23 protein-coding genes are annotated in these 26,851 nt (G+C 64.5%); 13 read left to right on the top strand and 10 right to left on the bottom strand.

Features of this window, described 5'->3' with window-relative positions; all coding sequences use genetic code 11:
- Window positions 1–200: 200 nt before the first annotated feature.
- Entirely contained in the window at window positions 201–4,526 is a 4,326-nt protein-coding gene (locus FBY36_RS21075; protein WP_327436692.1) for a rhamnogalacturonan lyase family protein, read from the top strand.
- A 100-nt stretch (window positions 4,527–4,626) separates the two neighbouring features.
- Complete coding sequence (locus FBY36_RS08560; protein ID WP_142118561.1) at window positions 4,627–5,598, top strand: acyl-CoA thioesterase; 972 nt, start codon at window positions 4,627–4,629, stop codon at window positions 5,596–5,598.
- A 1-nt stretch (window position 5,599) separates the two neighbouring features.
- Here FBY36_RS08560 and dnaB read toward each other — a convergent pair whose 3' ends face one another.
- The gene (gene dnaB, locus FBY36_RS08565; RefSeq protein WP_142118563.1) at window positions 5,600–6,982 is read right to left on the bottom strand and encodes a replicative DNA helicase; all 1,383 of its coding nucleotides are present in this window, start codon (window positions 6,980–6,982) and stop codon (window positions 5,600–5,602) included.
- Between the two features lie 642 nt (window positions 6,983–7,624).
- On the opposite strand from dnaB, the gene FBY36_RS08570 reads away from it, so the two are divergent.
- Together FBY36_RS08570 and FBY36_RS08575 are read left to right on the top strand one after the other, a co-directional pair.
- Entirely contained in the window at window positions 7,625–7,930 is a 306-nt protein-coding gene (locus FBY36_RS08570; protein ID WP_142118564.1) for a hypothetical protein, read from the top strand.
- A gap of 13 nt (window positions 7,931–7,943) precedes the next feature.
- Complete coding sequence (locus FBY36_RS08575) at window positions 7,944–8,510, top strand: hypothetical protein (protein ID WP_142118566.1); 567 nt, start codon at window positions 7,944–7,946, stop codon at window positions 8,508–8,510.
- A 137-nt stretch (window positions 8,511–8,647) separates the two neighbouring features.
- Here the strand turns inward: FBY36_RS08575 and FBY36_RS08580 are convergent, their stop codons facing one another.
- The 7 genes from FBY36_RS08580 to rpsF form a co-directional block, all read right to left on the bottom strand.
- Entirely contained in the window at window positions 8,648–9,874 is a 1,227-nt protein-coding gene (locus FBY36_RS08580) for a hypothetical protein (RefSeq protein ID WP_235008763.1), read from the bottom strand.
- A gap of 365 nt (window positions 9,875–10,239) precedes the next feature.
- Window positions 10,240–10,866 (bottom strand): FMN reductase, encoded by a 627-nt coding sequence (locus FBY36_RS08585; RefSeq protein ID WP_142122554.1) that lies wholly within the window; start codon window positions 10,864–10,866, stop codon window positions 10,240–10,242.
- A gap of 112 nt (window positions 10,867–10,978) precedes the next feature.
- Window positions 10,979–11,827: a PhzF family phenazine biosynthesis protein gene (locus FBY36_RS08590; protein WP_142118570.1), complete on the bottom strand. Its 849-nt coding sequence runs from the start codon at window positions 11,825–11,827 to the stop codon at window positions 10,979–10,981.
- Window positions 11,828–11,905: 78 nt separating this feature from the next.
- Window positions 11,906–12,358 carry a 50S ribosomal protein L9 gene (gene rplI / locus FBY36_RS08595; protein ID WP_142118572.1) on the bottom strand — a complete coding sequence of 151 codons (453 nt, stop codon included), beginning with the start codon at window positions 12,356–12,358 and terminating at the stop codon, window positions 11,906–11,908.
- 17 nt (window positions 12,359–12,375) lie between these two features.
- Window positions 12,376–12,615, bottom strand: a complete 240-nt coding sequence (gene rpsR / locus FBY36_RS08600) for a 30S ribosomal protein S18 (RefSeq protein WP_003800144.1) — start codon at window positions 12,613–12,615, stop codon at window positions 12,376–12,378.
- Window positions 12,616–12,740: 125 nt separating this feature from the next.
- Window positions 12,741–13,316 (bottom strand): single-stranded DNA-binding protein, encoded by a 576-nt coding sequence (locus tag FBY36_RS08605; protein WP_056335900.1) that lies wholly within the window; start codon window positions 13,314–13,316, stop codon window positions 12,741–12,743.
- Window positions 13,317–13,389: 73 nt separating this feature from the next.
- Complete coding sequence (gene rpsF / locus FBY36_RS08610) at window positions 13,390–13,695, bottom strand: 30S ribosomal protein S6 (RefSeq protein ID WP_015939036.1); 306 nt, start codon at window positions 13,693–13,695, stop codon at window positions 13,390–13,392.
- 237 nt (window positions 13,696–13,932) lie between these two features.
- On the opposite strand from rpsF, the gene FBY36_RS08615 reads away from it, so the two are divergent.
- From FBY36_RS08615 to FBY36_RS08650, 8 genes are all read left to right on the top strand, one after another.
- A complete protein-coding gene (locus FBY36_RS08615) occupies window positions 13,933–14,667 on the top strand; it encodes a glycoside hydrolase family 16 protein (protein WP_235008764.1) in 735 nt (244 codons plus the stop codon).
- Window positions 14,668–14,938: 271 nt separating this feature from the next.
- Complete coding sequence (locus FBY36_RS08620; protein WP_142118573.1) at window positions 14,939–16,030, top strand: hypothetical protein; 1,092 nt, start codon at window positions 14,939–14,941, stop codon at window positions 16,028–16,030.
- 11 nt (window positions 16,031–16,041) lie between these two features.
- On the top strand, window positions 16,042–16,860 hold the full coding sequence (locus FBY36_RS08625) for a glycosyltransferase (RefSeq protein ID WP_142118575.1): 819 nt from the start codon (window positions 16,042–16,044) through the stop codon (window positions 16,858–16,860).
- Complete coding sequence (locus FBY36_RS08630) at window positions 16,850–18,136, top strand: polysaccharide biosynthesis protein (protein ID WP_142118577.1); 1,287 nt, start codon at window positions 16,850–16,852, stop codon at window positions 18,134–18,136. Before FBY36_RS08625 ends, FBY36_RS08630 begins: the two co-directional genes overlap by 11 nt.
- The gene (locus FBY36_RS08635) at window positions 18,133–19,911 is read left to right on the top strand and encodes a glycosyltransferase (RefSeq protein WP_142118579.1); all 1,779 of its coding nucleotides are present in this window, start codon (window positions 18,133–18,135) and stop codon (window positions 19,909–19,911) included. The genes FBY36_RS08630 and FBY36_RS08635 overlap by 4 nt, the downstream gene beginning before the upstream one ends.
- Window positions 19,908–20,249 carry a hypothetical protein gene (locus tag FBY36_RS08640; RefSeq protein WP_142118581.1) on the top strand — a complete coding sequence of 114 codons (342 nt, stop codon included), beginning with the start codon at window positions 19,908–19,910 and terminating at the stop codon, window positions 20,247–20,249. Before FBY36_RS08635 ends, FBY36_RS08640 begins: the two co-directional genes overlap by 4 nt.
- Window positions 20,246–20,476, top strand: coding sequence for a hypothetical protein (locus tag FBY36_RS08645; protein WP_142118583.1), 231 nt, complete (start codon window positions 20,246–20,248; stop codon window positions 20,474–20,476). Before FBY36_RS08640 ends, FBY36_RS08645 begins: the two co-directional genes overlap by 4 nt.
- A complete protein-coding gene (locus tag FBY36_RS08650) occupies window positions 20,473–21,531 on the top strand; it encodes a hypothetical protein (protein WP_142118585.1) in 1,059 nt (352 codons plus the stop codon). The genes FBY36_RS08645 and FBY36_RS08650 overlap by 4 nt, the downstream gene beginning before the upstream one ends.
- A 164-nt stretch (window positions 21,532–21,695) precedes the next feature.
- On the opposite strand, the gene FBY36_RS08655 is transcribed toward FBY36_RS08650, so the two are convergent.
- Both FBY36_RS08655 and FBY36_RS08660 read right to left on the bottom strand, forming a co-directional pair.
- On the bottom strand, window positions 21,696–22,691 hold the full coding sequence (locus FBY36_RS08655) for a glycosyltransferase family 2 protein (protein WP_142118587.1): 996 nt from the start codon (window positions 22,689–22,691) through the stop codon (window positions 21,696–21,698).
- Window position 22,692: 1 nt separating this feature from the next.
- The gene (locus tag FBY36_RS08660) at window positions 22,693–23,508 is read right to left on the bottom strand and encodes a glycosyltransferase family 2 protein (RefSeq protein WP_142118589.1); all 816 of its coding nucleotides are present in this window, start codon (window positions 23,506–23,508) and stop codon (window positions 22,693–22,695) included.
- A 616-nt stretch (window positions 23,509–24,124) separates the two neighbouring features.
- Between FBY36_RS08660 and FBY36_RS08665 the strand changes: the two genes are divergently transcribed.
- Entirely contained in the window at window positions 24,125–26,830 is a 2,706-nt protein-coding gene (locus FBY36_RS08665; protein ID WP_142118591.1) for a LuxR family transcriptional regulator, read from the top strand.
- Window positions 26,831–26,851: the final 21 nt, after the last annotated feature.

A 26,851-nucleotide genomic window follows, 5' to 3' on the forward strand; every position in this document is an offset into this window, starting at 1 on the left:
TATCCACAACGGGTGTTTCCCGGAACGCCATTCCCCGCGCCCATGATCCAGATGGAACGCCGCGGCACGTTTGAATCGTTCCAATACCGCTCCCTGGGAACCGCTTTGCCGCTCATCGAAGGAGATGTCAGTCAGTGAACCAACCCCCGCAAGCGATCCCCCGGCCCCCCGAAGGGCCACCATCCCGCAGGCGCCCTGCCATGGCTGCCGTGCGTGCGCTGACGGCGACAGCAGCGTCCGCCGCCCTCGCCTTCACCGGCCTGCCCGCCGTACACGCCGAGACGGCACTGCCTCCCGTGGGAAGTGGATTCAAGTTCGACTTTGGCCCCGGCGCAACCGCCGAGGGTTACGCGGCCGTGAATGCCGGCACGCAGTATTCGGCGGGAGCAAAATTCGGCTTCACGAACACCACCGTCACCTCCGGCGCCGACCGCGGGACGGGAGATGCCCTCCGGTCCGACTTCGTCCAGGCCCAGGGAAGTACCTTCCTGGTTGACCTGCCCAACGGGGACTACACGGTAAAGCTCATCGCCGGCGACGCCACGGAAGCGACGAACATCGCCATTACCGCGGAGAACATGGCCAAAGTCCAGGCCACGGACAAGCCTGCGGGCCAATACCTGGAGATGGAATTCCCCATCTCCCTGGTGGACGGCCAGCTCAACCTCGACATCAGCGGCACTGCCGCCAAGATCAACTCCCTGGTCATCGCAGCCCGGGCCCCGCGCACGGGCACCACCGATCCAGGCGTCTACCTTGCCGGCGACTCCACTGTCCAGACCTACGACGCCGGGTACGTTCCGCAGGCGGGCTGGGGACAAATGATCGACCGCTACTTCGACAGTGCGGTGACCTTCCGGAACCACGCCATCGGCGGGCGGAGCTCCAAGAACTTCATCAGCCAGGGCAGGCTGGATGAGATCCTTCGCGTCATCAACCCCGGGGACTACCTGATGGTGCAGTTCGGCCACAACGACGCCACCATCGGCGTTGACGACCGCTACGCCTCCCCCGCCGACTACAAGGAATACCTGCGGACCTACGTCCACGGGGCGCGCCAGCGCGGCGCAGTCCCTATCCTGGTCACCCCTGTGGGCCGGCGCGATTACGACGAGGCTACCGGCAAGTTCAACGTCAGCTTCCCGGAATACGTCGCAAAGATGCAGGAGCTGGCAGCTGAAGAGAACGTGGCCCTGGTGGACCTCTCCGCTTCCAGCCGCGCCTACTACGACTCCATTGGGCCCGAGGACACCAAATCGGTGTTCCTTCATGTGGACGCCGGGATCTACCCCAACCGGCCCACCGGAACCGTGGACAACACGCACTTCCAGGAGTACGGCGCCATCCAGATTGCACGCCTGGTGGCCAACGGGGTGAAGCAGCTCAACCTTCCGCTTGCTGCACGCGTCAAGGAGATCGCGCCGCCGTCGTCCGTTCCCGCACAGCCGCAGGGCCTGGTGGCGGGCAGCATCTCCAACGCCGGCGCGCTCTTGAAGTGGCAGCCGGTTGACGGCGCGGACATCTACAAGGTGTACCGGAAGCTGGCAGCCGAACCGGACAGCGAATACAAACTGACCACGACGGCCACCGTGGCCACAGCCAACCTCGCAGGCCTTGCTGAAGGCACGGCGTACAGCATCCGGGTGGCGGCCATGAACGGCAAGGGCCTCTCCGAGCCCAGCACACCGCTGGCGGTCACCACCAAGCTGGCCAAGTACAAGTTCGACTTCGGCCCGGCGGGAGCGCCGGTGGAGCCCGGCTACACCGAGGTCAACCGGACCATGCCCTACACACCCGGGCGTGGATTCGGCTTCAAGGACATCTCCGTCCTCAGTGACCGGGACCGGGGCGCCGTCACCAGCAACCTCCTGCGCGACTTCGTGCTCAGCGGGTCCAGCTTCGAATTCCAGCTTGACGTGCCCAACGGCACCTACGCGCTCAAGACCTACCACAGCGACTGGATCGGCTCCACCAGGACCGATGTTGCCGCCGAGGGCACGGCGTTCGGACAGGTGTCCTCCAGCAAGGCTTCCTCCGCCACCAAGATCATCAACCAGGTCCTGGTTACGGACGGCCAGCTGAACCTCACCATCAGCGGTTCCGGCCAGCGGTTGAACGGGCTGGAGGTGACCCCGCTGCTGGTGGGGCCCACCAACCTGCACACCACCGCTGTCAATGCCGGAGCCGAACCGCCCACGGTGGACCTGGCTTGGGACGCCGTGCCTGACGTGGGTTCCTACAAGGTCTTCCGGCAGGCATCCTTCGAGTCCGAGCCTCAGGTCATCGCGTCCGGCGTGAAGGAGGCGGCGTACCGGGACACCACCGCATTTGCAGGGCTGAACTACAAGTACTTCGTCACCGCCGTCGACAACACCGGCCTGGAGTCGGTTCCCTCGAACACGCTGGAAACCGCCCTGGTGGATCCCGCCACGCCGGCGCCCGCAGCCCCGGGCAAGGTGGATGTCAAAGCCGTGGAAAAGACGAGCGTCATCCTGAAATGGCAAAAAATCAAGGATGCTGCGGCCTACCAGGTGTACCGCTCCACTTCCCCGGACGGCCCCTTCGAATACGCAGGCCGCGCCACTGAGGTGAATTTCACGGACTTCACCGTCCTCACCACCATCCGCTACTACTACCGCGTCACGGCAGTGAACAAGGGCGGCGAATCTGCACCCTCCCCCGTGGTGGGCACGGAGAAGGTCACTGTGGTGAACCGGCAGATGGAGAACCTGGACCGTGCACCGGTGGCCCTGCTCACCGGCGACGGCGTGCGGGTGGGCTGGCGCATGCTGGGCCTGGACCCGGAGCAGGTTGGCTTCCACGTCATCCGCGACGGCGTCCAGCTCACCGACGAGCCGATCCGGGACAGCACCACCTTCCTGGACCCGGCAGGAACGGCTTCCTCCAAGTACGTCATCAAGGCCGTGGGCAACGGCGGGGACCAGCTCACCGCAGAGTTCCAGCCAATGTCCCGGAACTACCTGGCCGTCAAGCTCGACAAACCGGCGGACGACTACACCAAGGACGGACAGCCCTACACATACTCTGCCGGGGACGCCAGCGTGGCGGACCTGGACGGCGACGGGACTTACGAGATCCTCCAGATGTGGTCCCCGTCCAATTCCAAGGACAACTCGCAGTCCGGCTACACCGGAACCGTGTACGTCGACGCCTACAGGATGGACGGCACCAAACTCTGGCGCATCAACATGGGCCCCAACATCCGGGCCGGTGCCCACTACACCCAGCTGCTCGCCTACGATTTCGACGGCGACGGCAAGGCCGAAGTGGCCATGAAGACGGCGGACGGCACGCGTGACGCAGCCGGAACCGTGATCGGAAACGCCGGCGCTGACTACCGCAACAGCAGTGGCTACGTGCTCACCGGACCCGAGTTCCTCACGGTCTTCCATGGAGCCACGGGCACCATCATGGACACTGTGCCTTACGATCCTCCCCGCGGAGACGTGGGCGCGTGGGGCGATACGTACGGAAACCGGGTGGACCGGTTCCTGGGTGCCGTGGCCTACCTTGACGGCGAGCACCCGTCCATGATGTTCAGCCGCGGCTACTACACCCGCACCGTGCTGGCCACCTATGACCTGGTGGGCGGCAGGATCAGCAAGCGCTGGACCTTCGATTCGGATGTTGCCGGTACCCAGTACCGCGGCCAGGGCAACCACAACATGTCCGTCCTTGACGTGGATGCTGACGGCAAGGATGAATTCGTCTTTGGTTCAATGACCATCGACGACAACGGCAAACCGCTCTACAGCACCGGCCTGGGCCACGGGGACGCCATCCACACGAGCGACTTCGATCCGTCCCGCCCCGGGCTGGAGACCTTTGCCGTGCACGAGGAAATGGGCGCCAGCGGAAACCTGGGCGCAACCTTCCGGGATTCGAGGACGGGCGAGGTGCTGTGGAGCATCCCCGCTGTCAAGGACACCGGCCGCGGCGCCATGGGAGACGTGGATCCCCGCTATCCCGGCGCCGAGGGCTGGGCCATCGGCGGTGACGCTGCCTGGAATTCCCCCACGGGCCAGCTGCGTTCCGTCAAGGGTGAGCTGATTTCGGAAAAGATCCCGGCAGCCAACTTCCTGGCGTGGTGGGACGGTGACCTGCTGCGCGAAATTGTCGACCACGACTGGGATGCAGCAGCCAGCAGCGGAACACCCAGCATCGCCAAGTGGAACTGGGAAACCCAGTCCAGCGACCGGCTGCTCACCGCAACGGGGGCCAAGTCCAATAACGGCACCAAGGGAACGCCTGCCATCCAGGCCGATCTCCTTGGCGACTGGCGGGAGGAAATTGCCTGGCCCTCCGCGGACAGCACCGAGCTGCGCATCTACACCACCACGGCCACCACGGCCACCCGGCTCCGGACCCTGATGCACGATCCCGTGTACCGCCAGTCGGTGGCCCGCGAAAACGTGGCCTACAACCAGCCCCCGCACCCGGGCTTCTTCATCGGGGTGGGGATGGAGCTGCCGGCCCAGCCGGACATCTTTTACACCCGCCGGTAGGCATAGCACCCTCAGCTGCCCCGTCCGCCGTTTCGGCGGGCGGGGCAGTTTGTTTCGGGCACAACCGGCCGGTAACCGGGGCCCTCAGTAAGATCGCAGCATGACTGAGACCGGCCGCCCCAACTCCGTGACCCTCCGCTTCCTCGCCGCACCCACCGATGTGGGGCACAGCGGCTCCGTGGACGCGGGCACGGTGCTCGAATGGGTGGACAAGGCCGCCTATGCTGCGGCAGTGGGATGGGCCAAGTCCTACTGCGTCACCGCGTACGTGGGAAACATCCACTTCGCCGATCCCGTCAACAGCGGCGACATGGTGGAGGTGGAAGCCACCATCGTCTACACCGGCCGGTCCTCCATGCATATCCACACCGTGGTTTCCTCCGGCGACCCGAAGGGCGGCCCTGCCACCATGCGCAGCCAGTGCATGGTGATCTTCGTGGCCGTCGGCGAGGACGGCAAACCCATCCCGGTTCAGCAATTCGAACCCGGCACGCCCGCTGAGATCGAACAACGGGACCACGCACTGGCCAGGATCAAGGTCCGCGAACAGATCGTTGAAGCCATGAACCGGCAGGAATATACCGATGCGGGCACTGCCGAACGCGTGACGTTGAGGTTCATGGCTGCCCCCACCGACGTGAACTGGGGCGGCAAGGTGCACGGCGGCATCGTCATGAAATGGATCGACGAGGCCGCGTACGTGTGTGCCTCACGCTACTGCGGGATGGATACCGTGGCGGTCTTCTCCGGCGGCGTGCGCTTCTACCGCCCGCTGCTGATTGGCCACGTGGTGGAAGTGGAGGCCCGGCTGGTTTACACCGGGACCAAGGGGATGCACATCGCCGTCCACGTCCGCTCGGGCGACCCGAAAGGCCGTGAACTGGCCCTCACCACGTACTGCCTCACCGTGATGGTGGCGCGCGACGACGAGGGCAACTCCGTGCCTGTTCCGGTCTGGGTGCCGGTCAGTGATGAAGACAAGCGGCTGCACGCCCACGCGCGCGAACTCCTGGAGATCCGGGGAACGGCGCCAGGCAACCGCCTGCCGAACCACCTGCTCACGCAGGGCTGACCTAGAAGCCTCCACCGCCGGTGTCGCCGGCCATATTGGCGAAGCGGGAATAGTGGCCCTGGAAGGCCACCACAATGTCCTTGGTGGGACCGTTACGGTGCTTGGCCACCAGGATGTCCGCTTCCCCGGCACGGGGTGATTCCTTGTCATAAACGTCCTCGCGGTGGAGCAGGATGACCATGTCGGCGTCCTGCTCGATGGAGCCGGACTCGCGGAGGTCAGAGACCATGGGCCGCTTGTCCTGCCGCTGTTCGGATCCACGGTTCAGCTGGGACAGGGCGATCACGGGGACCTGGAGTTCCTTGGCCAGCAGTTTGAGGGCACGCGAAAACTCGGAGACTTCCTGCTGGCGGGACTCCACCTTTTTTCCCGAGCTCATGAGCTGCAGGTAATCCAGGATGACCAGCTTGAGATCGTGCTGCTGCTTCAGGCGGCGGCACTTGGCGCGGATTTCCATCAGGGACATATTGGGGCTGTCGTCAATGAACAAGGGGGCATCATTCATGCGGCCCATGGTGGTGGCGATCTTTGACCACTGCTCATCCTTGATGGTTCCCTTGCGGAGGTCCTGGAGGCCGATGGTGGCCTCGGCGGACAGCAGGCGCATGGCGATCTCGTTCCGGCCCATTTCCAGGGAGAACATCACGGTGGAGAGATTGTTCTTAATGGCCGCGGAGCGGGCAAAGTCCAGGGCGAACGTCGACTTACCGACGGCCGGGCGGGCTGCGATAACGATCATCTGGCCGGGGTGGAGCCCATGGGTGAGCTCGTCCAGCTCGTAGAAGCCGGTGGGCACGCCCGTCATGCCCTCTCCGCGGTGGCCGGACGCCTCGATTTCGTCCACGGTGGACTCCATGACGTCCTTCAGCACCACGTAGTCCTCGGCAGTGCGGCGCTCGGCGACGGCGTAAACCTCCGCCTGCGCCTGGTTGACCAGGTCCTCCACCTCGCCGTCCGAGCCGTAGCCCAGCTGGACGATCTTGGTTCCGGCGTTCACCAGCCGGCGAAGGACTGCCCGTTCGGCCACGATCTCGGCGTAGTAGCCGGCGTTGGCTGCGGTGGGGACCGTCTGGATCAGTTCGTGGAGGTAGGCAGGGCCGCCGATCCTGTTGATCTCCGCGCGCTTGGTGAGCTCATCGGACACGGTGACCGCGTCCGCGGGCTCCCCCCGGCCGTAGAGGTCGATGATGGCCTCATAGATGGTCTCGTGCGCCGGACGGTAGAAATCCTGCCCGCGGAGGATCTCAACGACGTCAGCAATGGCATCCTTGGACAGCATCATGCCGCCCAGGACCGACTGTTCGGCAGCAATATCCTGCGGGGGCTTCCGGCTTGCGTCCGATCCACGGGTTGTGTCGACAGGGTCCAGATGCGCGATTGACAAAGCTGCCGTCCTCCATTTGTGCCGGGCCTGGCGGCCTGGCGATCCATCCTGTTCGCGGCAGCCGACAACCGGCTCCGCCACCCGTCCAGGTCTACCCGCAGGCCCTGACAATCAAGCGCCGGGGTCCGGACGCCGGGCTCCGGCCGGAGTTATCCCCACTATCCACAGCTTTTCCACAGAGACGCGCAGGAGGCGGTCCGCCGGGGTCCGAACCATGGCAGGAACGCCCTTTTTGGGCTGGGGAGAACAGGTACCCCGCTACGCTAACCGCCGTGGCCCCAGCCGCAAAGCCAGCAGTCTGCACAAGCTGTGGATAACCTGTGCAGTACGGGGAATACCTTGTGCACAGCCTGTGGGGAACCTTGTGGATATCAAACTTTTTTCCTCCGCCATATGGCGCTGACCTGCGGAAACGCTCACGCCAGCATGTGGAGTAAATATTTCTTCCAAGGAATTTCATCCACAGGTCCTGGTGGAGGTTGCCTTGGGGAAACAGGGCGGAAGGCGCGGGGCGGGAGTGTTTGGCCGGGGACGTGTCGCTTCTCATATTCCCGGCGGGACGTTTGACGTGCCGCCATGGGCGCTGTATGCGAAGCAGTGAATATTGCTGTGGATAACTGCGATCTGGAATAAGCTCTACATATGGGCGATCTACTGCTGGTGCTGTTGCCGGCGATAGTTTTGGTGGCGCTTATGTGGGGCATTGCCACCGCCCTGCGGCCGCGCGATGCCGGGACGTCGGAGGCCGAAAAGTACCAGCGCGAACTCGCCGAGCGTTCTGCCCGGCACTATGCAGCCCAGGTCGAGGCGGCCACCGCGGCACGCGCACGGCTGGAGGCGGCCACCCGCCCAAGCCAAAACAGGCAGCAGTACATCCAACAGCAGGAACATGGCTGGGCGAATGGCCAGCCAGGCAACAACACCTGGCGAGGGCCAGGAAGTACATAGAACGGCTCATGAAATGGAATCGCTTGTGGTCCCGGTCCTTATCCTGCTCGCCGTGGTTGCGGGAGTCACGCTCGCTTACCGTGCCGCCCGCAGGCGTAAAGCAGCCCACGCCTCCTCCCAGACCCATCCTGTTGCCACGCCGCAGGAACTGGCGCGGACTGCGGCGGCCCGGCTGTCCGAAGACGAACACCGGCGGCTGTATGCCTTGATCGCGCAGGGCCAGGCCATGGCCGCCATCAAGCTCTACTACGAGGTCACCGGAGAGGGGCTGAGGGCCTCGCGGGACGCCGTAGGGGCCCTGGCGGCGCACCCGCAGCCCTACCGGAGCCCGGAGCCGGCGCAGGCGCCCGAGGAGGACGACGACGAGCCACAGAGGTTTCCATACCGTTACCGCGCGATCGCCAGCAAGGGGGACGTAACCCGCGAAGTGAGCAGCAACATGCTTAACGACGAGATCTACGGCAGGATCCGCACCCTGGCCCGCAGCGGTGACACTGAAGCGGCAGCCAATGCATTGACCAGGCACTCTGACATTTCCCTGAAGCAGGCCCGGGAGTTCATCGCGCTGCTGGATGACTAATATCCCGTACTGGTCCAGCGCAACCCGCTAAACAAGGCGTATGGCCGGAACCCCATCCTTGCGGATGCGGTCCCGGCCATACATGTCCTGATTGTTGTTACCCGGCTCAGGGCGAAGACGATCCGGGGTGCGGCCTGCTACCCGGCACCGCCAGTGGAATCGTAATAGGACCAGTACCGGTTTGTGGCGTTCACATCAGCGAGCACCAGCAGACCGCTGTTGGCCGTGCCCCGCGCAGAACTGTTGAGGTTCTGCTTCGTCGATGTCACGTTATGCACATACTGGTCGGCATCCACGATACGGGCGGTCTTCGTGGTGGTGAATTTGATGTCGTTCAGCGGCGTGGATTTCTCGTAGATGGCACCCCCCGAGCTGGTGCAGACACCGGCGTTCGTGGTGCCGCTCGGCTTCGGATAGGTTGCGAAGGTGCGCACCTTTTGCGCTGCCTCGTCGATCATGACGATCACCCTGTTCGGGCACTCAGCAACGGTGGCGATCGTACTTGCGGTCCAGGTCGAAGTCGACGTATTCAATGACAGCAGCTGGATCAGCGGCTGGGACGATGATGTGTAGGAGGTTTTGATTGCAGCAAAGACCTTGTCTGCCGTAGCGTCCAGCCACTTCAGGTTCATGTGGTCGTCGCCGCTCCGCTGCCCCTTCACCGCGGCAACTGGAGTGGTCCAGGTGGTTTTGGACGCTCCGTCGACGTGGTAGCTCCAATACATGCCGTCAGTGGAGTCCCCCACCTGCCTGCTCCACATCACGCCGATCTTATTGCCGCTATAGGCGATCACAGCGGAGTTATCGTCCACGGACACACTGCTCAACGATGCCGGATGGGCGAACGGCGTGCCCCACGTGGCGCCATCCGTGCCAGTGACGTTCATATAGATCCGGTTCCCCTGCTGCCAGGTGGCCCAGATACGGCCTGTCGAGTCCTTATCAATGGAGATGGTCTCGATTTTTTGGTTGTTGATTTGGGTCGATCCCAGACTGGTGTACGACTTGGTGCTCGAGTTGTAGCTGTAGCGCCGCATCGTCGTCGGGAAGTTCGGTTCGGCCGGCAGGCCGTCATTGACGAACCGGAAGCTCGCGACATACAACGTCTTCCCGTCCCACAGGACGTCATGATGCGTGTTCGCCCTGGACTCGGTCACCACACCCGTACTGGTCCACGACTTTGTCGAGGCATTGAACCGGAAGATGCGGAAGCTGGAACTGGCGGCATCCCACAGGTTCCCCCACCAGATCCCGTCATTGAACCACAACGAATTTGTTTGCCGCTTGGTACCGGTCGGCGTCCCCGTTCCTGAGTGCGACGGGCCTTCCGTTCCCACGTCACCCGTGGCGGCGGATGCGCCCACGGGTGCCACCAGCCCAGCAAGCACAACCAGCAGCGCTGTCAGCAGTGCGGGCAACCCCAGCCGGGATCGACGCAAGCGGCCGCTCCCGGGACTGGCAGGTCCCCTTCTGTAAAAAGGCCAGGAAGCTCTGGCAGCGTGATCGTGCCCGTCCCCGTCGGATATTTGATGGTCTCTCAACTTCACTCCCCGGTGTTGAATTATCAGTCAACCCCCAGATTGCTCAGTGTTGGCTGTGGCGCCACCAAAAACAATCCCCGGCGCGCCCCCTAAACCCTGCGGCCCCGACCCCCTAACCCCCGAGCGCACCAGGGAGTGACGTCAGTTCCATCGCTGGCCCCGGACGGATGCGGCACACTCCGCCCCTGTCAGTGACTGGCGGAAATGCCTGCCAGCAGCTGCTCGAAGGGGAGGGACTCCAGCGGGGCGGGTTTCCGGCCGGGCTGCGGCCCGTCGAGCAACCGGGCGAGCTCACCGGCGGCCCGCTCGACCCGGTCGGCGAGTGACGCCCCGCCCTCTTCGGCGGTTCCCCAGTCCTGCGGTCCGGCAAAGACGCCGGTTGCAGCGATGCGCGTGCGGAGGTAGCTGAACAGCGGCCGCAGTGCGAAGTCCAGGACCATCTGGTGCCGGTCGGTGCCGCCTGTTGCACCCAGCAGTACCGCCTTGCCGTCCAGTGATTTCGGGTCAAGGACGTCCATGAAGGATTTGAAGAGGCCACTGTAGGAGGCGCTGAAGACCGGCGTTACGGCAATAATGCCGTCCGAGGCCTCCACCCCGGCGATGACCTCCGCCAGGCGTGGCGCAGCGTAGCCGGTGACAAAGTTGTTGGCGATGTCCACGGCCAGGTCCCGGAGTTCGACGACGTCCACGGCCACTTGGTAGCCACTTGCCCTGAGCTGCTGCTCGGCGGCTGACGAGAGCTGGTCAGCCAGCAACCGGCTGGAGGATGGTACGCCCAGCCCTGCGGAAAGGACGGTGATACGGCGGGTTTCCATGGCGTTCTCCTGGTTCTCGTTCACTCAGCATATATGCATATGCATCTATGCTGAGGAACTGCCGCAGGCATGGAAGTATTCCCGGACCCCAATTCCAGGCCACGGGATCAGGTCAAAGCAGGACAGTTCCCCGGATGCAGGTGGTGGAATCACCACCCACCCAGATGTCCCCGCCCTCAGCACTGACGTGGATGCGCCCGGACCGGCCCAGGACGGTCCCCTGCGAGGCTACGTATTCCTCCGGTGCCCTGCCGCTTCCTATGAGCCACTGGGCGGCACCGGCGTTGAAGCTGCCCGTGACCGGATCTTCCGCCACGGCATCACCGGGCAGGAAGGTGCGGACCTCGAAGTAGGCACTGGCGCCGGGCCCGTGGGGCCCGATGACTCCGACCTTCAGGTCACCCATCGCCGCCGGATCCGGCTCAAGAGCCAGCACCTGCGCCGCTGACTCCAGCAGGACACCGATCCATTCGGGGCCATTCACCAGCCAGGACGCGTCAAGAATGGCTGAAACAGGCAGCCGCAGCGCCGCGGCCAGCTGCCGGCGCACAGCCGCATCCACCGGTCCGAAACGTGTCAACGGCGGGGCCGCGAAAGCCAGCCTCCCGCCGTCGCGCTTTATCCGGACCAGCCCGGCGGCGCACTCCTGCACCACGTGATCGTCGGATTGGGATACTCCCCCGGCCTGCAGCCAGGCATGGGCCGATCCCAGGGTGGGATGGCCTGCGAACGGGAACTCCTCGCTGCCGGTGAAAATGCGGACCCGGTAATCCGCGCGCGGATCCTCTGGGGGCAGGAGAAAAGTGGTCTCGGAAAGGTTGGTCCAGTTGGCGAAATGCTGCATTGTTGCCGTATCCAGCCCTTGGGCATCGAGCACGACGGCGAGGGGGTTGCCGCGGTAGGCCTGGCCGGCAAAAACATCTACTTGGTGGAAGGGGCGGCTGCGCGGTGTCGGTTTCACCGCAGCAGGCTACCACCGGATAACGAAAGACCCCCGCCGCCGGAACCGGCAACGGGGGTCTTCTGATGCAGTTGAGGACTACTTTCCTGCAACCACGTCGAGTTCGATCACGGCAGCAACGTCAGCGTGGAGGCGGACGTTGGCCTGGTAGGAACCAACCGACTTGATGTGAGCCGGCAGTTCAACCTTGCGCTTGTCGATCTTGCCGAGGCCGGCGGCCTCAACAGCGTCGGCAACGTCGCCCTGCTTGACGGTGCCGAACAGGCGGCCGGAATCGCCGGCCTTGACGACCAGCTTGACCGGCTTTGCGGACAGTGCAGCGGCCTGCTTCTGAGCATCTTCCAGGGAAGCGTGCTCGCGGGCGGCGCGGGCAGCCTTGATGGACTCAACCTGCTTCTCGCCACCCTTCGACCAGGTCAGGGCGAAGTTGCGGGGCAGCAGGTAGTTACGTGCGTAACCATCCTTGACCTCGACAACATCGCCAGCAGCACCGAGACCGGTTACTTCGTGGGTCAGAATGAGCTTTGCCATGTTAGTTAATCCCTTCCTTAGCCGCGGCCAGCGCCGGAGTAAGGCAGCAGAGCAACTTCGCGGGCGTTCTTGATTGCCTGGGCGATCTTGCGCTGTTCCTGCACCGTGACGCCAGTGACGCGACGGGCGCGGATCTTTCCGCGGTCGGAGATGAACTTGCGCAGCAATGCTACATCCTTGTAGTCGATGACAGTGATGTCAGCGGCCTTCAAGGGGTTGGACTTTGGTTTGGGCTTACGGAGTTCAGCCTTAGCCATCGTGGAGCTCCTATTCTAGGGAGCCCGTGGATATTGATCCACGGGATGGTGGTGGTCCGACGACGGCAGTACCTTGGGTGCCTTTCGGCACCCCGGCAGCCCCGCGCCGGGCCGTTGTTTGGGTTTTAGAAGGGAGGTTCGGAATCGGGGCCGTTGCCCCAGCCACCTGCATTGGAGACTCCGGGCGTAGCCCAGGGATCGTCCTGTGCAGCCTGCTGGTTGCCGCCACCCCAGCCTCCGCCGGCGTTGCCGCCCTGGTTTCCACCAGAGTTGCCGCCGCCGAAGCCACCGCCGCTGTTGCCGCCGCCGAAGCCGCCCCCACCCTGTCCGCCGGAGCGCTGGGTGCGGTTGACCTTGGCGTTGGCGTAGCGCAGGCTGGGGCCGATCTCGTCGACCTCAAGCTCGATAACGGTGCGCTTTTCGCCTTCTTTTGTTTCGTAGGAACGGCTCTTCAGGCGGCCGGTAACGATGACGCGCATGCCCTTGGTCAGGGATTCGGCAACGTTCTCGGCTGCTTCACGCCACACAGCGGCGCGGAGGAACAGGGTCTCCCCGTCCTTCCACTCGTTCGACTGGCGATCAAAGGTGCGGGGGGTGGAAGCGATGGTGAAGTTCGCTACTGCTGAACCGGACGGTGTGAACCGCAATTCCGGGTCATTGGTGAGGTTACCGATGACCGTAATGGTGGTCTCGCCTGCCATCTACTGCCTCCTTGTTCGATCCTGGGTGAAGAGTGCGTTTCCTGCGGGGTAAAGAATGAAGCCAGGTGCTGAATTACTCAGCAACAACCTTCTGCTCTTCGGGGCGGGTGATCTTGGTGCGCATGATGGTCTCGTTAAGAGACAGCTGGCGGTCAAGTTCCTTGGCGGTTTCCGGCTTGGCGGTGAAGTTCACCACGGCGTAGATACCTTCGGACTTCTTCTTGATGTCGTAGGCCAGACGGCGACGGCCCCAGATGTCAACCTTTTCGATGGTTCCACCATCGTTGGTGATGACGTTCAGGAACTTCTGAAGCGACGGCTCAACGGTACGCTCTTCGACCTCGGGGTCGATGATTACCATCAATTCGTAAGGACGCATATGTGAACCCACCTCCTTTGGGCTAAGCGGTTACGGCATTTCCGTAACAGGAGGTTCATTTGCGATTCCGTGCAATGCCTTGCCCCGGAACGGTGGCAGGACGCAGCACAGACTTCAATATCCTAGTGCATTTGGACCCGATAGGCGATTCGCGCTTGACTCAAGGCTAGTGGCGTGGTGCAGCGCGCGCAGTCCGGGCCATGGGCTATGTGGAAAACCAGGCCTATCATCTGACGTATGCGTGCACCCTTGATGGCCTTTGGGATCGCGGCCTTGTTCCTGGCCGGTTGCTCGGCTACTTCAGCCCAGCCCATGACGGACTCGGCCGCGGCAAAGCTGGACTGGGGCACGCCGATCGCCGGTGACGAGTTCAACTACGCCGGCGCTCCGGACGCCGCCAAGTGGACCGTGTACGACAGTGACGGGCACGCGGGAAACGGCATTCGCCATCCCCGCCAGGTCACGGTGGATGGTTCCAAAATGGTCATCACCGGAACGCCGGACGGGACAACCGCCGGAATCAGCGCCAAATTCGGCCTCCAGCTGTACGGGCGCTGGGAGGTCCGGGCGGCCGGTTCCGGTGACGATGAATACCATCTGGTGTCGATCCTGTGGCCGGACAGTGGAAACTGGCCCTGTGACGGCGAAGTCGACTACGCAGAGACCACGGGTGACTGGAACCGGATCAGTTTCTTCCATCATTACGGATGTTCGAACTCGAAGACATCCATGGCCAAGGCCCTCGACGTCAACGAGTTCCACAACTACGCAGTTGACTGGTCTCCCCAAGGCATCGTCGGCTACGTCGACGGGGTCAAGTGGTTTGAAGACAACGACCCCGCCCACCAGCCTCCCGGTTCAATGCACCAAACGCTGCAACTGGACTGGTTTCCGGACAGCACTCCCAACGGACCCGGCGAGATGCGGGTGGACTGGGTCCGCGTCTATGCGCAGGGTACCCCCTCTACCTGACGCCCGAACGTGCTAAACCCCCAACGTACGTAACGCGGCAAACAGACCTGCCCCTCCACCCCCGGCCCCGCCGAAAGCACGCCATTCCCCACGTAGGAGGCGATACAAAAGGCGAGTACTCACTACCGGTGTTTACCTGCCCGGCCTCACCTACGCTCGATTCTGCCGGCGGCGTTTCACGGCCGGGGTTTCGAATCCGTCTACGGGCACTGGGTGGATTGGCCCGGGCCGGAGCTGAATTCGGCCGACACCAATCAGACAGGGGAGGACTATGAGCACCAGGCGGGCGAAGGCACTGCACTTCGACATTCACGGCCGCGTCACGATCAGCGTCGACGCGATGGCGCCCACGGCGAGGCAACTTCAGAGCATGTTGGCGTGTTTCGCCACCGATACTGAACGGCAGCCCGACATCATCGTCGACGACCAGCCGGAACCCATGCCCGATGCCGGTTTGGTCGAGCATGAGCTGGCGTACACGGACAACAGCGTGCGCTTCCAGGCGGACCGCGTCCAGGTAGTCAGGGATGCAGACCAGTGGCGCGTACACGGGCCGGGGGAACTGCTGACTTCCGTGGTACCGGTTCTCGATGCCGCCATGATCGGCAAGGGAGCGGCCATGATCCATGCCGCAACCATGGCCTATAAGGGCCACGCAATCGCACTTCCCGCTGCCGGCGGCACCGGCAAGACGAGCACCGCCGCCAAGTTGATGCGGCGCGAAGGATGGTCGTTCATGGGCGACGACTGGGCATTCCTCGCAGAGGACGCCACACTGCTCGGTTACGCCAAGCCCATGTTCATCAAGCCGCATCACCGCGCAATCTACCCTCACCTCTTCGAAGGAGCGCGCAAGCCACTCGTACCTTCGCGGTTCTCCGGAAGCATCGGACGGCTCACCACCGTGGTGCACCCGTTCGTTATCCGCTACCCGCGCCTGGCAGACTTCTCCCGGCGGTGGTCTCCTGAGCACCGGATGGTCACCCCCGAAGCCGCCTTCCCCGGCAGGAAAGTCACCACCTCGGCGCCGCTTGCCGCAGCCATCTACGTCGAGCGCTACGAGGGCTCCAGCTCCAGGGTTGTCGAGAAGTCGAGGGACTGGATGATCGACCGGATGATCGGCAACTTCCACATCGAGATGGCCGGATTCTCGCAGCGGGTCGTGACCGGCCTGGCCGCAACCTCCGTCGTGCCATGGCGCGAGCACTTTGCGGCGAAGGGCCTGGTTTTGAGCAAAGCCCTTGATGGGCGTCCCTGCCACCTGTTCCAGATCCCATCCGCCTACTCCGCGGACCAGGCATCGGACGATATTGTCCGGCACCTGGACGAGCTGCTGCCGTCGATCCTCGACGAGCAGGCTTAAAGGGGGACACCGTGGGCTACAGTACAGCAGACGTCACCGCGGTCGTTCCGGCCCGCAACGCAGAGCAACTGCTTCCGCGCTGCCTCGAAGCCCTGCGCCAGTCCGGTGTCGCAGAAATCATCCTGGTGGACGGGTTGTCCACCGACCGCACTGTGGAAATTGCCCATGCGGCCGGCGCCAGGGTCCTCAGTGACGAGGGGCGGGGCCTGCCCTGGGCCCGCACGCTCGGTGTCCAAAGCAGCAGCACCCGCTGGGTCCTGCTCGTGGATGCCGACGTGGTCTTCGGTGCCACGGGGGTCGCGGACCTTCTCATCGAGTTGGTGGAGGACGGGTACGACGCTCTCCAGGCCGGCCTGGAGAGCGTCGCCGGGCCCGGCTACTGGGGTCAGGCCCTGGCGCACCACCATCGCACCGGGCGCAGCCGCAACTGGTTCGGACTTGTCGCGACGCTCGTCGACCGGGACCTGATGCTGGGCCTCGGCTTCGATGACGCATTCAAGTCGGGCGAGGACATCGAACTGCGGTGGCGGATGCGGCAGTCAGGCATGAAGACAGGGGTCTCGCAGCGGGTCATGGTGGAGCACAGGTTCGCGGCAGACGACTTTGACTTCGCACTGGACCAGTTCCTCATGGATGGTACGGGCCTGGGCCGGATGGTCCGCAAGCATGGCTGGGGTGGCGCCAGGCTGGCGCTCCTGCCCGCCGCCGCGGCAGTCCGCGGCAGCGCACTAAGCCTCGCCGCAGGCCAACCGAAATGGCTGCGCTATTACATCGCCTTCTGCTGGTACAACTATGCGGGTATGGCGAGGGGTTTAGGTCGTGACGGCTGAACGTGAGCTCGTTCCAACGGAGGCCCCGCCCGTCGTCCGGCATTCCCCCCTGCGCAGTTCGCTCGGTCTGGTCCTGGCCAAGGCTGCCCAGACGGGCACGGGGTTCGCCTTCTGGGTGGTAGCCGCGCACGCGACGTTCGACCGTGAGGTAGGGCTCACCACTGCCGCGGTTTCGGCGGTGATGATCTGCACCCAGCTTGCAGTACTGGGCACCGGATCCGCTGTCATCGTCTCGGTGGGACGGGGGGAGCCGCCAGCACGGGTGCTGGACGCGGCGTTCGGCATCGTGGGCGTGGCAGGAACCCTGCTGGCCCTCGGCTACCTCGTGCTGGAGTTGTTCGTGGCACCGGACACAGCCCCGATGTCTGTCCTCTTCTGGATGACGTTCGTGGTAGCCGCCGTCACGGGAACGATGTGCACCGTGCTGGACCAGGCCCTTGTAGCGTTGGGACGCGGCAGCAGCGCAACGCTGAGGTACACGTTGGGCGGGCTGGTCTCGCTCGGGGCCGCTGCAGCAGTGGCATGGCTGGCCCACGGCGCCTCAGCCGACGTCCTGATGGCCTGCTGGACCCTCGGCTCGGCTGCCTCCTGCATCATCGGTGCCATCCAGTTGAGAAGACTGGTCGGCTACCGGCCGCGACCGTCCCTGCACCCTGCACGCGGACGTTTGTTACTGAAGATGGGGATTCCAAACCAGCTCCTCACCCTCACCGAACGCGCCCCCGGGCTGGTGCTGCCACTCCTGCTTGCGCACTTGGTGTCACCGGAGGTGGCCGCGTACTGGTATCCCGCATGGATGATGGCCTGGGCTGCCTACACCGCACCAATGCTGATAGGCATCGTCCAATTCTCCGAGGGTGTCCGTGAACCGGCCCGTCTGGCGGCAACTACCTGGGCCAGTTTCCGTTGGTCCCTCCTTTTTGGCGGCCTCGCTGCCATGGTCCTCATCGTCTTAGCCCATCCTCTGCTCCATCTGCTCGGTGACAGGTACGCCAATGCCTCCACCAGCACCCTGCGGTTGTTGGCCGCCGGAGTGCTGGCATATGCAGTGCTGCAGGCCTACAACTCCGTTTGCCGGGTTCTGGGCCTCTATACGGAGTCCATTGCGGTCGGGGTGATCCTCGGAGCGGCCCTCTGCTCCTCAGCCCTGTTGGCCGCCGGCAATGGCTCCAGCGCCATGGCCCTTGCGTGGCTGGTGGTGCTCTCCGTCGGTGCCGTCATCATCGGACTCCGGCTTATAGCTATTCTCCGCCGCACTAAAAAGGAGGCATCATGACCAGCACGCTAAAGGAGACCATCCGACCCCAGGCGCGCTGGAAACCCCGCGACATCTGGTGCGCAGTGGCTGGCGGGGTGTCGCTCGCACTGGCTGTGTGGGCCGCCTCCACGGTGGTGCTGCCCGTGAACAGTGACGTGGGGCTCGTCGGCGTGCTGCCCTTCCCGTTCTGGGCAGGCGTCCTGATCCTCAACGTCGCCTTCGTCATGGCGCTGCGGGGGGATGCCGCAGGCCCCGCACGAAGCCCCGTCATGGTATGGCTCCTGGTGGTACTGGTTCTCGTTCTCTTCGGTGCCGCAGTCTTCGTGACGGACATACCCCGGGGTGAAGTCGCGTTCCGCCACCTCGGCATCGCGGACGCCATGTCACGCAATGTGGCGATCGACCCCAACATCGACGCGTACTTCAACTGGCCGGGCTTCTTCGCCCTCCTGGCGACCGTCCTCGGGGCCACCGGGCTCGATCCCGTGACCCTGGCACTTTGGGCACCGGTATTTAACGTGGGCCTGTGGCTCGTGGGCGTGGCCGTGGTGACACGCAGCCTGACGAGCGACCCGCGGCGACGCTGGCTGGTGCTCTGGCTCTTCTGCCTCGGCAACTGGCAGGACCAGGACTATCTTTCCCCCCAGGCTTTCGGCTTCTTCCTGTACCTGGTGGTGGTGGCGCTGGCGCTCGGCCCGCTGGCCGCAAAGGCCCCGCCCTTCCGCGGATTCCGGCGCGCCGACCTGGCAGCGTGGTGGCGTGGCCGGTACCCTGCCGAGTCCCGGCCGGGCCACCGGGTGGCCGCCCTGGCGGCAACCCTCCTGCTGATCGTGGTCATTTCTGCCAGCCACCAGCTCACGCCGTTCATGGTACTGATCGCCCTTACCGCCCTTACCTTGAGCGGACGCCTCCTGCCCAGCAGGCTGCCCCTGATCGCCGGCGTCGTACTGATGCTCTGGCTCGTCTTTCCCGCAAGCACGTACCTCCTGGGCCACCCGCCCCTGGCGGACGCAGGCTTGCAGACCGCCATCGAGGCGAATGTCGTCGACCGGACGAACGGGACTGCCGGCCACGTGCTGGTGGTGCAGGTCCGGATAGCCCTCACTCTCCTGCTGTGGACGCTCGCCGCGATAGGAACGGTACGTGACTGGCGCAGGCGGCGTCTTGACCTCCGGGTGCTCCTGCTCGCCGTCACCCCTGTGTTCCTCTTTCCCGCTCAGTCCTATGGAGGGGAAATGCTCATCCGCATATCGCTGTTCGCGCTCCCCTTCGTCGCGCTGCAGGCGTCTTCGGTCCTGCTTCCCACGACCACCGGATACCGGCCCTCTTCCCGGGTTGCCGGTGGCCTCGTGCTCACCTGCCTGGTGTTCGCCGGGATGACCGTGACAGGCCGCTTCGGCAACGCCCAGTATGACGTGTTCACCGACGACGAGATATCCGCCGTCGCCACCCTGGACCGCATGGCGCCCCCTGGCTCGGCCATTATCTCGGCTGCCCATCCAACACCATGGCGCAACACGGACTACCTGGGACACCGATACCGGACCATTGAGGACCTCTGTCCACCCGACCTGTCCGCTGCAACGTGCGGGCCAGTCGTCTACCATTACGCCAAGCACAATGCCGCCGGCAGCTATCTGCTTCTAATGAGTTCGGCGGAGTCGAGCCTGGTAGTCCAGGGTCAGACCACTCCAAGTGGATTCGATGAGCTGGAAGCCTGGCTCGATGCCCAGGACGGCGTGGAACTCGCTTACAGCAACAACAACGCACGCGTATACAGGGTGGAACCATGAACTTCCGGGAATTGAGCCGGCCTACGCTGGCGCTGGGCATTGCGGCCGTGGTGCTGTCCCTGGTCACGCTGGTCGGGTTGCCGACACCGCTGCAGACGGTCGCCGCGATAGGCGTCCTTATCCTGCTCCCGGGCCAGGCGCTCGCCCGGCTCGTCCCAACCACCGACGCCGCCCTGGGCGTGCTCCTCGTCCTGGGACTCGGCCTGGCCACACTCACCGCCGTGTCCACGGCCATGTTCTACCTCACCGTATGGTCGTGGCAGGCGTGCGTCGTGACAATGGCCGTCATTACTGTCCTCGCCTGCCTGGCGCGGGCACGGCAGGAGGTCGCATCATGATGGAACTGGCAGGAGTACTTGCGGCCGCCGTGCTGCTCGTCACCCTCGTAACCCTCGAGGTCCGGAGACTCGGACCAGACACCGGGCAAACCACGGGGCAGACCGCAGGGCAGCCTGCAGGCCCGGCGGTCCAGAACCGGGCAAGGAACAGCAGGATCGTCGTCGGCATCATGTGGGCGGCTTTCCTGCTCCTCCTCCTGCCGCGCGTCCTCGGACTGCTTACGTGAGCCTGGGCCGCGCGGCACGCTGGTTGCTTCTCAGCGACCTCCACCTGGACGTGTCCGACGACGATCCCCGCCATCCGGGCAGGGTTCTGCCGGAGTTCATCCGCAGCCAGCTGCCCGCAGCCCCAGGTCCGCAGCAGCACCTCGTCTTCGTTGGTGACACCTTCGAACTCGCAGGGTTGAGCGAGGATGAGAGCCTGGCCCGGCTTGAATCCATCCTCGCCCGGCACCCGGACACGTTCCGGTCGCTGGAAGCGTGTGCGGCGCGCGGCGTCCAGCTGCACTTCGTGTGCGGGAACCATGACGTGGAGCTGGCCCGGCCCTCCGTGGCCGCGCGGCTTTCCGCGCTGCTGGCGCGGGATGACCCCACGCGGGTCCGGGTGCACCCGTGGCTCCTGTACGTCCCCTCCGTCCTCGTGGCCGAGCACGGGCACCTGCACCACGCGCTGCACCGGATACCCGAGGTGCTGCGGACTGCAGTCAATGGCACTGACGAGCTGGACCTGCCACCCCTCGCCGCCTGGCACGCCCAGCCGGCGGCATCGCGCCTGAACCGTGCCGGCGCCGTTGCCCTGGCCTGCCTGGCCTCAGAACGCGCGGAACGCCGTATCCGCCGCCCCGAATACGACGAGCTGCTGCAGACCGAATCGCAGCGGCTCAGGCTCAACGGGACCGCCGTGCGCGAGCTGGCACGCCTGTCCCGGTTCCGGACGGTGTCGGCGCTCCCGCTCACCGCCACCCGCATGGTGCTTGCGGCCACCGGGCGCAATGTCAGGAGTGGACAAGCTCCTGCTGCTGCAGCCCGGGTGGCCGGGATTCTTGACACGCACGCCTCCACGGTTGCCTGGTACATCTCCGCCCACACACACCGGGCGATTGAATCGGCACTGGAAACGTCCTCAACCCGGTACATCAACACCGGCACCTGGTCATCGGACATCCGCGGCCAGGGCCCGGATGTACTGGACCGCCAGGCCTTCCCCTATGCGCTGATCGATGTAGCCGACGACGGCACCACAGGCGGCGGCCTGCGGTACTGGCACCCGGACGCCCCCTGACCCCCACCTTGCGGCTGTGAAGCGTCGGGAGACAGCCCTTGCAGCTCCTCGGAACGGCACGCGCAGGCAGCTGATGGAGCTCCCCATAGGAAAGACCTCTTAGGTTGGCAGCAACCTAAGAGGTCTTTCCTGTTGGCGACGAAACCTTGCCTAGAAATCCACCCTCATTGGACTTCCCGCCACACCGCACCCTGCGGAGTGGCGGTCAGCTGGGTGCTGGAGGAGTGGGCCATCCGGCGGCCGCGCAGGTAGCCGGCCGAGGTGAAGGCCAACACCGCCAGGACCGAACCCGCACGCCCCAGTCCCATGGGGTTGTCGCCCCGGCTCCAATCCCGGATTCCCGAGAACACGGCGCGCGGGAGGGTGCTGCGGACATAACGCCGCTCGGGACCCAGGGCCCGCTTGTGCCCCACAACGTGGCTGACCTGTGCTTTGGACAGACCCTCCGACCAGGACCTCGAGAGCATGTAGCGCACAGTCCCCCGCTCCTCCGGAACGTGATGCCGAACCAAGGCCGCCGGTTCGTAAACGATCCTGGAGCCGGGTGTGCCCATGGTGGAGCGGATGCAGATCTCTGTCTCCTCGCAGCCAAGGGGCAGATTGCCCTGCCGGCCAAGCGCGATGTTGAAGCCGCCAACCTGCCGGAGGACATCGAGCCGGAAGGACATGTTTGCCCCGATGAGGTTCCGGACTTCGGAGGCAACAGTGGGCATTCCCCGGTGGCTGCACCCAACGATCCAGTCCAGTTCTTCACCGAAGTAACCCGGGCGGCCCCGGTCCCATACGGGCTCGACGCGGCCGCCAACGGCCAGCACATCCGGATCGTCGTAAAGGACCAGCAGGCGCTCCAGCCAGTTGGGCATGGCCACGGCATCGTCGTCGAGGAAGGCCACGATGTCGCCCTCGGCCAGACCAACACCTGTGTTACGGGCGCCGGAAAGGCCCGGAGGGCCTTCGCTCTGCACCACTGTCACATCATCGACAATCGCCAGGAGCCGCTCGTACAGGTCCTCATTGTGGTCGACGACCACCAGGATCTCCTGGGGGGCGACAGTCTGGGCGCGGACAGACTCGATAACATCCAGCAAAAGGTCCCAACGACGCTCGGTGTAGGCGCAAATCACGATCGAAACGCTCGGACGGACAATACGATCCAACATGCTAAGCCCCCTGAACCAATGCAAGAATGCTCTGCGGGTCCGTCGGGGTCCGCGGAACGCTGACGTTGGCATAGGCGTACTTGACCCGGCGGAGAGCTTCGGGCCGGGCGCCGGCCGTGGGTGCCTCCCACATGACGCATTCGTGGGCCAGCTTCCGCAGCACCCGCCAGCCGTCGCGGAAGGTCTGCAGGTTGGACGCTCCGGAGATCCGGTCAAGTTCGATGCTGGGAACTTCCGCGATCCGGAGGCCGGCCCTGGCCGCCCGGACAATCAGCTCAGTCTCGATTTCGAATCCGTCTGATTCCAGCTGCAGGATATCGAGGCATTCACGTCGAAACGCAATGTATCCGTAGCAAAGATCGGAGTAATTGCTGTGCAGCACTGCGTTGGCCAGCTGGGTCAGCGCCTGGTTGCCGGCTTTCCGCAACCGGGTGAGGTCTTCCGATCCCCCACCGGTGACATGTCGCGATCCCTTGACGAAGTCATAGTCATGCTGGAGCGGGGAAACGAACCATCCGATCTCCTGCGGGTCCATGCTGCCGTCCGCGTCGAGCATGACAATGATGTCACCTGAGGCGGCGGCGAACCCTGAGCGAAGGGCCACGCCCTTCCCCTTGCGTGGCTCATTGACAATGACAAGATTGTCGCGGATGGCCTGGGCTACCCCCACGGTGTTATCGGTGGACCGGCCATCCACGATGATTACCTCATCGACGTAGGACGGCATCCTGCGAAGGACCCATGGAATGTTCCTGGCTTCGTTCAGTGTAGGAATGACGACGCTGACGGAGGCCTTACCGGGCTCCGCGCCCTGCATCGCTAGAGTTATTGGGAGCTGGATGGAAATGGACAAATACCTCACCACTTCATGACGTGTGCGGATAGTTACAATGAACCCGCCCGCTTGGAAGCCGAGCGCGACTTTGACGCTTTATCCGGTCATGGGTCTGGTCTCGGGCCCCAGCTCTCGTTAGCCTTTGACTCTGGCCGTGACGAAAGCCTATTTGGACCTGTTTCGAGTGTCACCAGTAGCGAGTACTCAGTTTCTACAGCTGGATTTCCTGCAATAAGGCAAGTACAGGGTTATAGGACTGATACGGATATTAGGTATAGGGGATATTGCGTTCCCCAAGGTTTAAAGTAGGGGGCTGGCCACCCCACTCTTCGTGATTCACCCCGGACAGCCGGTGCCGGCGCTGCTGGCCGCGGTTTCCCGGGCCTTGACGACGGCGGCGGCAGGGCTCCGCCGGCGGAGACGGGACGGAGACGGGACCTTGGGCAATTATGATCCCAATCTTGATGCAATCCAGCGGCAAATAGCCCGATGGCGGGTTTATATTCGCATGTATCGGCCTGCGCTTTGGGGTGGCGGGGCCGGCATTTAATCCGGCAGTACAAGAAAGCGGTCTCCTTCTTCGACGATTGGGGACGCCATGCCGCTTGTGGGTCGAAACAAAGAAATAGACCGGATTCTTTCCGCGATCCGCGGGCCCAAGGAAACGGCCCTGGCGGTCATCGGCGGCCGGGGCATGGGCAAATCAGCCCTGTTATCCGGAATACGCTCCCTCTCCGATTACCGGACCGTCTTCCTGTCCCCCAGCGGCGCCGAATCAGGCTGGCCGCTGTCCGGGCTGACCGTGCTCCTGAACGAAATGGACGATCCAGTCCTCAACCGGGCTGCCGATGAACTGATGCGGTCCAGTGCGAAGGCAATGACCGTGCCTGCCGTGTCCGCCATGCTGCTTGGCAGCCTGCACCAGCGCGCATCGTCGCGGACCATCATCGTGATTGACGACGCCGACACACTCGATCCCGCCACCCAGTCAGTCATTGGGTTCCTGGCGCGGAGGCTGGCCGGCACGGAGGTGGTGCTGTTCGCCGGCATGCGGCAGGAACGCCCCGGAAGCCCGCTCAGCGGCCTTCCGGCGCTGCACCTGCAGGCAATGAGCCACAGCGACACCGTGCGGATGCTCGAAGGCATCCCCGCTGGAAGGACCACGACGGCGGCGGCCCACGCAGTTGCCGCAGCCACCGGCGGCAACCCGCTTGCCGCCGTCGAACTTTATAACCGGTTGCTGGCGAGGTACGCCGATGGCAGGTATGCCCTTCCCGTCCCGCTGTCCACCCAAAGCAGCTTTGACGCAGAGCACTCCTCAGCAGTGGCGGCGTTGGCCCCCGGGACGCGTACGGTGCTGGACCTGCTGGCACTCTCCTACCGCAGCGACGTCTCCACTATCGTGAAGATCCACCCGGAGGCGTGGACTGCGGCAGAGGAATTGCTGGCTGCCGGCCTGGTGAAGAGATCGGGACAACACCTCTGGATTGCGGACCAACTGCTGCGGGGCCATGTCTACGCTGCCATGCCGCAGGAGGCCCGCGCGGCCAACCACCGTGCCATGGCGGAAGCGGCACGGGACACGGACCGCCAGGTCCGCAGCTGGCACTTGAGCTTTACCGCCTTGGACCGTCGAACTCCGTTCCAGCTGCTCCGCCACGCGGTGGACCTGGTCCGGGGAGGCGAACTGGCTGTCGCCGTGGAGTTCATTGAGCGCGCCCTCGCCCTCAACCCGTCGGAAGCGGAAACGGCTGAACGCCTGACCGGACTGGCAGAACTGCTCTTCTCACGCGGCGAATTGGTATATGCGCGCCGGTACGTGGAATGGGCGCAGGGAATGACGCGCGACCCCGCCCTGATCCTGCGCCTGACCGGACTGTCCTTCGAAATCCAGTTCGTCCAGGGCGCCGCCGTGCGGTGCAGCATGGTGCAGCGGCTTGTGAAGGAGTTTGGCCAGCACCAGCCGGGGTATTCAGCGGGTTTGCTGGCCGTCGGCGCCCTGTATTACGCCGAGCGGTGGGAGCTGAAGGAGGCCGCTGAGCTGCTGCGCCAGGCCAGCGCATTCCGCGGCTCCGCATCCGTGCAGCACGTGGCCGTTGCCGAACATGCCAGACTCCTGCTCGAATCCATCAGCGGCGCGAGGCCCAACCCGGTGCGCAAGCACGAGCAGGCCGGCAAGAGCGCCCCGATGGGCAGCGCCCGCCCGGCCGGTCTCCTGCTGCGTGGCCGGGCCTTTACCTACGCCGAGCAGCATGAAAGCGCCCGTGAAACCTTCGCGATGCTTCACGGTTCCGCCGCACCGGAGCACGCCAATTGGCATCAAACCGCAGCCCTCATGGCCATCGATAATGAGATCCGTGCCGGAAACGTGGGAGCGGCCATCAGGCTCATCGACGAACTGGAGCTGTCCGAACCCGGGATGAATTACCACCGGGGAACGCGGCACCTGTTCCGGGTTTGGCGTGCCTGCTCGCTGGGCGATGACGAACTCGCGCGCGTCGAGGCCAGTGAAGCCCAAAGATATGTGCGGGCCGGAAACCACCCTGCCCTGACGGCACAGCTGGCGGCCTGTCAGGGCCACTTTGCCCTCCTGCGGGGTGATCTGGCGGAATCCGTGGCCCAGCTGGCCAGGGCAGCCGAGATTGGAATGGGCCTGGGCAATCCAACCCTGCTGCGCTGCGAGGCCGACCTGGTGGAGGTTCTGGTCCGCCTGGGCCGGCACCGCGAGGCCACGCAGGCGCTGCAGCGACTCGAAACCCGCCCGGTGGGGCTGCGCTCACCATGGCTGCTGATGGTGGTTGCCCGGAGCCGGGCTATGCTTGCCGATGGCGAGCAGTCCCTGCATCTCTTCAACCAGGCGGTTGAGGACAGGAACGGGCACAGGCTCGAGCGGGGCAGGACCCTGATGTGCTACGCGGAACGGCTCCATGCCTTCGGCCGGCTGCGCCACGCACGGGAGGCCTTGCTTCGGGCCAAGGTGATGTTTGATGAGGCCGGGGCAGATGCCTGGACCCAGCATGTGGACGCCCTCCTGCTGGACGAACGGTGGGAGCCCGCCCGCCCGCAGGGCAATCCGTCAATGCTGTTGCTCGCGGACCATGAGCGGTCCCTGGCCATGATGGTGGCCCGGGGCATGCGCAACAAGGAAATAGCAGCCACGCTCTATGTTTCCGTCCGCACGGTCGAAGTACGCCTCACGGCCATCTACCGCAAACTCGGCGTCGAGTCCCGGGCACAGCTGACGGCCCTTGCCGCAGGCAAGGCAACCACCGCTGCGCAGCCGTACGTTCTGCCTGTCCTGTAATGGCGCAGGCACCCGCAGTTT

It is taken from the genome of Arthrobacter sp. SLBN-122, assembly GCF_006715165.1.
Classification (GTDB): Bacteria; Actinomycetota; Actinomycetes; order Actinomycetales; family Micrococcaceae; genus Arthrobacter.

Excerpts from the sequence above, each read along its gene's own strand:
- FBY36_RS21075 (WP_327436692.1), top strand. The coding sequence starts at position 201 with ATGGCTGCCGTGCGTGCGCTGACGGCGACAGCAGCGTCCGCCGCCCTC.
- FBY36_RS08560 (WP_142118561.1), top strand. The coding sequence starts at position 4,627 with ATGACTGAGACCGGCCGCCCCAACTCCGTGACCCTCCGCTTCCTCGCC.
- FBY36_RS08570 (WP_142118564.1), top strand. The coding sequence starts at position 7,625 with ATGGGCGATCTACTGCTGGTGCTGTTGCCGGCGATAGTTTTGGTGGCG.
- FBY36_RS08575 (WP_142118566.1), top strand. The coding sequence starts at position 7,944 with ATGGAATCGCTTGTGGTCCCGGTCCTTATCCTGCTCGCCGTGGTTGCG.
- FBY36_RS08585 (WP_142122554.1), bottom strand. The coding sequence starts at position 10,866 with ATGGAAACCCGCCGTATCACCGTCCTTTCCGCAGGGCTGGGCGTACCA.
- rplI (WP_142118572.1), bottom strand. The coding sequence starts at position 12,358 with ATGGCAAAGCTCATTCTGACCCACGAAGTAACCGGTCTCGGTGCTGCT.
- rpsR (WP_003800144.1), bottom strand. The coding sequence starts at position 12,615 with ATGGCTAAGGCTGAACTCCGTAAGCCCAAACCAAAGTCCAACCCCTTG.
- FBY36_RS08605 (WP_056335900.1), bottom strand. The coding sequence starts at position 13,316 with ATGGCAGGCGAGACCACCATTACGGTCATCGGTAACCTCACCAATGAC.
- rpsF (WP_015939036.1), bottom strand. The coding sequence starts at position 13,695 with ATGCGTCCTTACGAATTGATGGTAATCATCGACCCCGAGGTCGAAGAG.
- FBY36_RS08615 (WP_235008764.1), top strand. The coding sequence starts at position 13,933 with ATGCGTGCACCCTTGATGGCCTTTGGGATCGCGGCCTTGTTCCTGGCC.
- FBY36_RS08620 (WP_142118573.1), top strand. The coding sequence starts at position 14,939 with ATGAGCACCAGGCGGGCGAAGGCACTGCACTTCGACATTCACGGCCGC.
- FBY36_RS08635 (WP_142118579.1), top strand. The coding sequence starts at position 18,133 with ATGACCAGCACGCTAAAGGAGACCATCCGACCCCAGGCGCGCTGGAAA.
- FBY36_RS08640 (WP_142118581.1), top strand. The coding sequence starts at position 19,908 with ATGAACTTCCGGGAATTGAGCCGGCCTACGCTGGCGCTGGGCATTGCG.
- FBY36_RS08645 (WP_142118583.1), top strand. The coding sequence starts at position 20,246 with ATGATGGAACTGGCAGGAGTACTTGCGGCCGCCGTGCTGCTCGTCACC.
- FBY36_RS08655 (WP_142118587.1), bottom strand. The coding sequence starts at position 22,691 with ATGTTGGATCGTATTGTCCGTCCGAGCGTTTCGATCGTGATTTGCGCC.
- FBY36_RS08660 (WP_142118589.1), bottom strand. The coding sequence starts at position 23,508 with ATGCAGGGCGCGGAGCCCGGTAAGGCCTCCGTCAGCGTCGTCATTCCT.
- FBY36_RS08665 (WP_142118591.1), top strand. The coding sequence starts at position 24,125 with ATGCCGCTTGTGGGTCGAAACAAAGAAATAGACCGGATTCTTTCCGCG.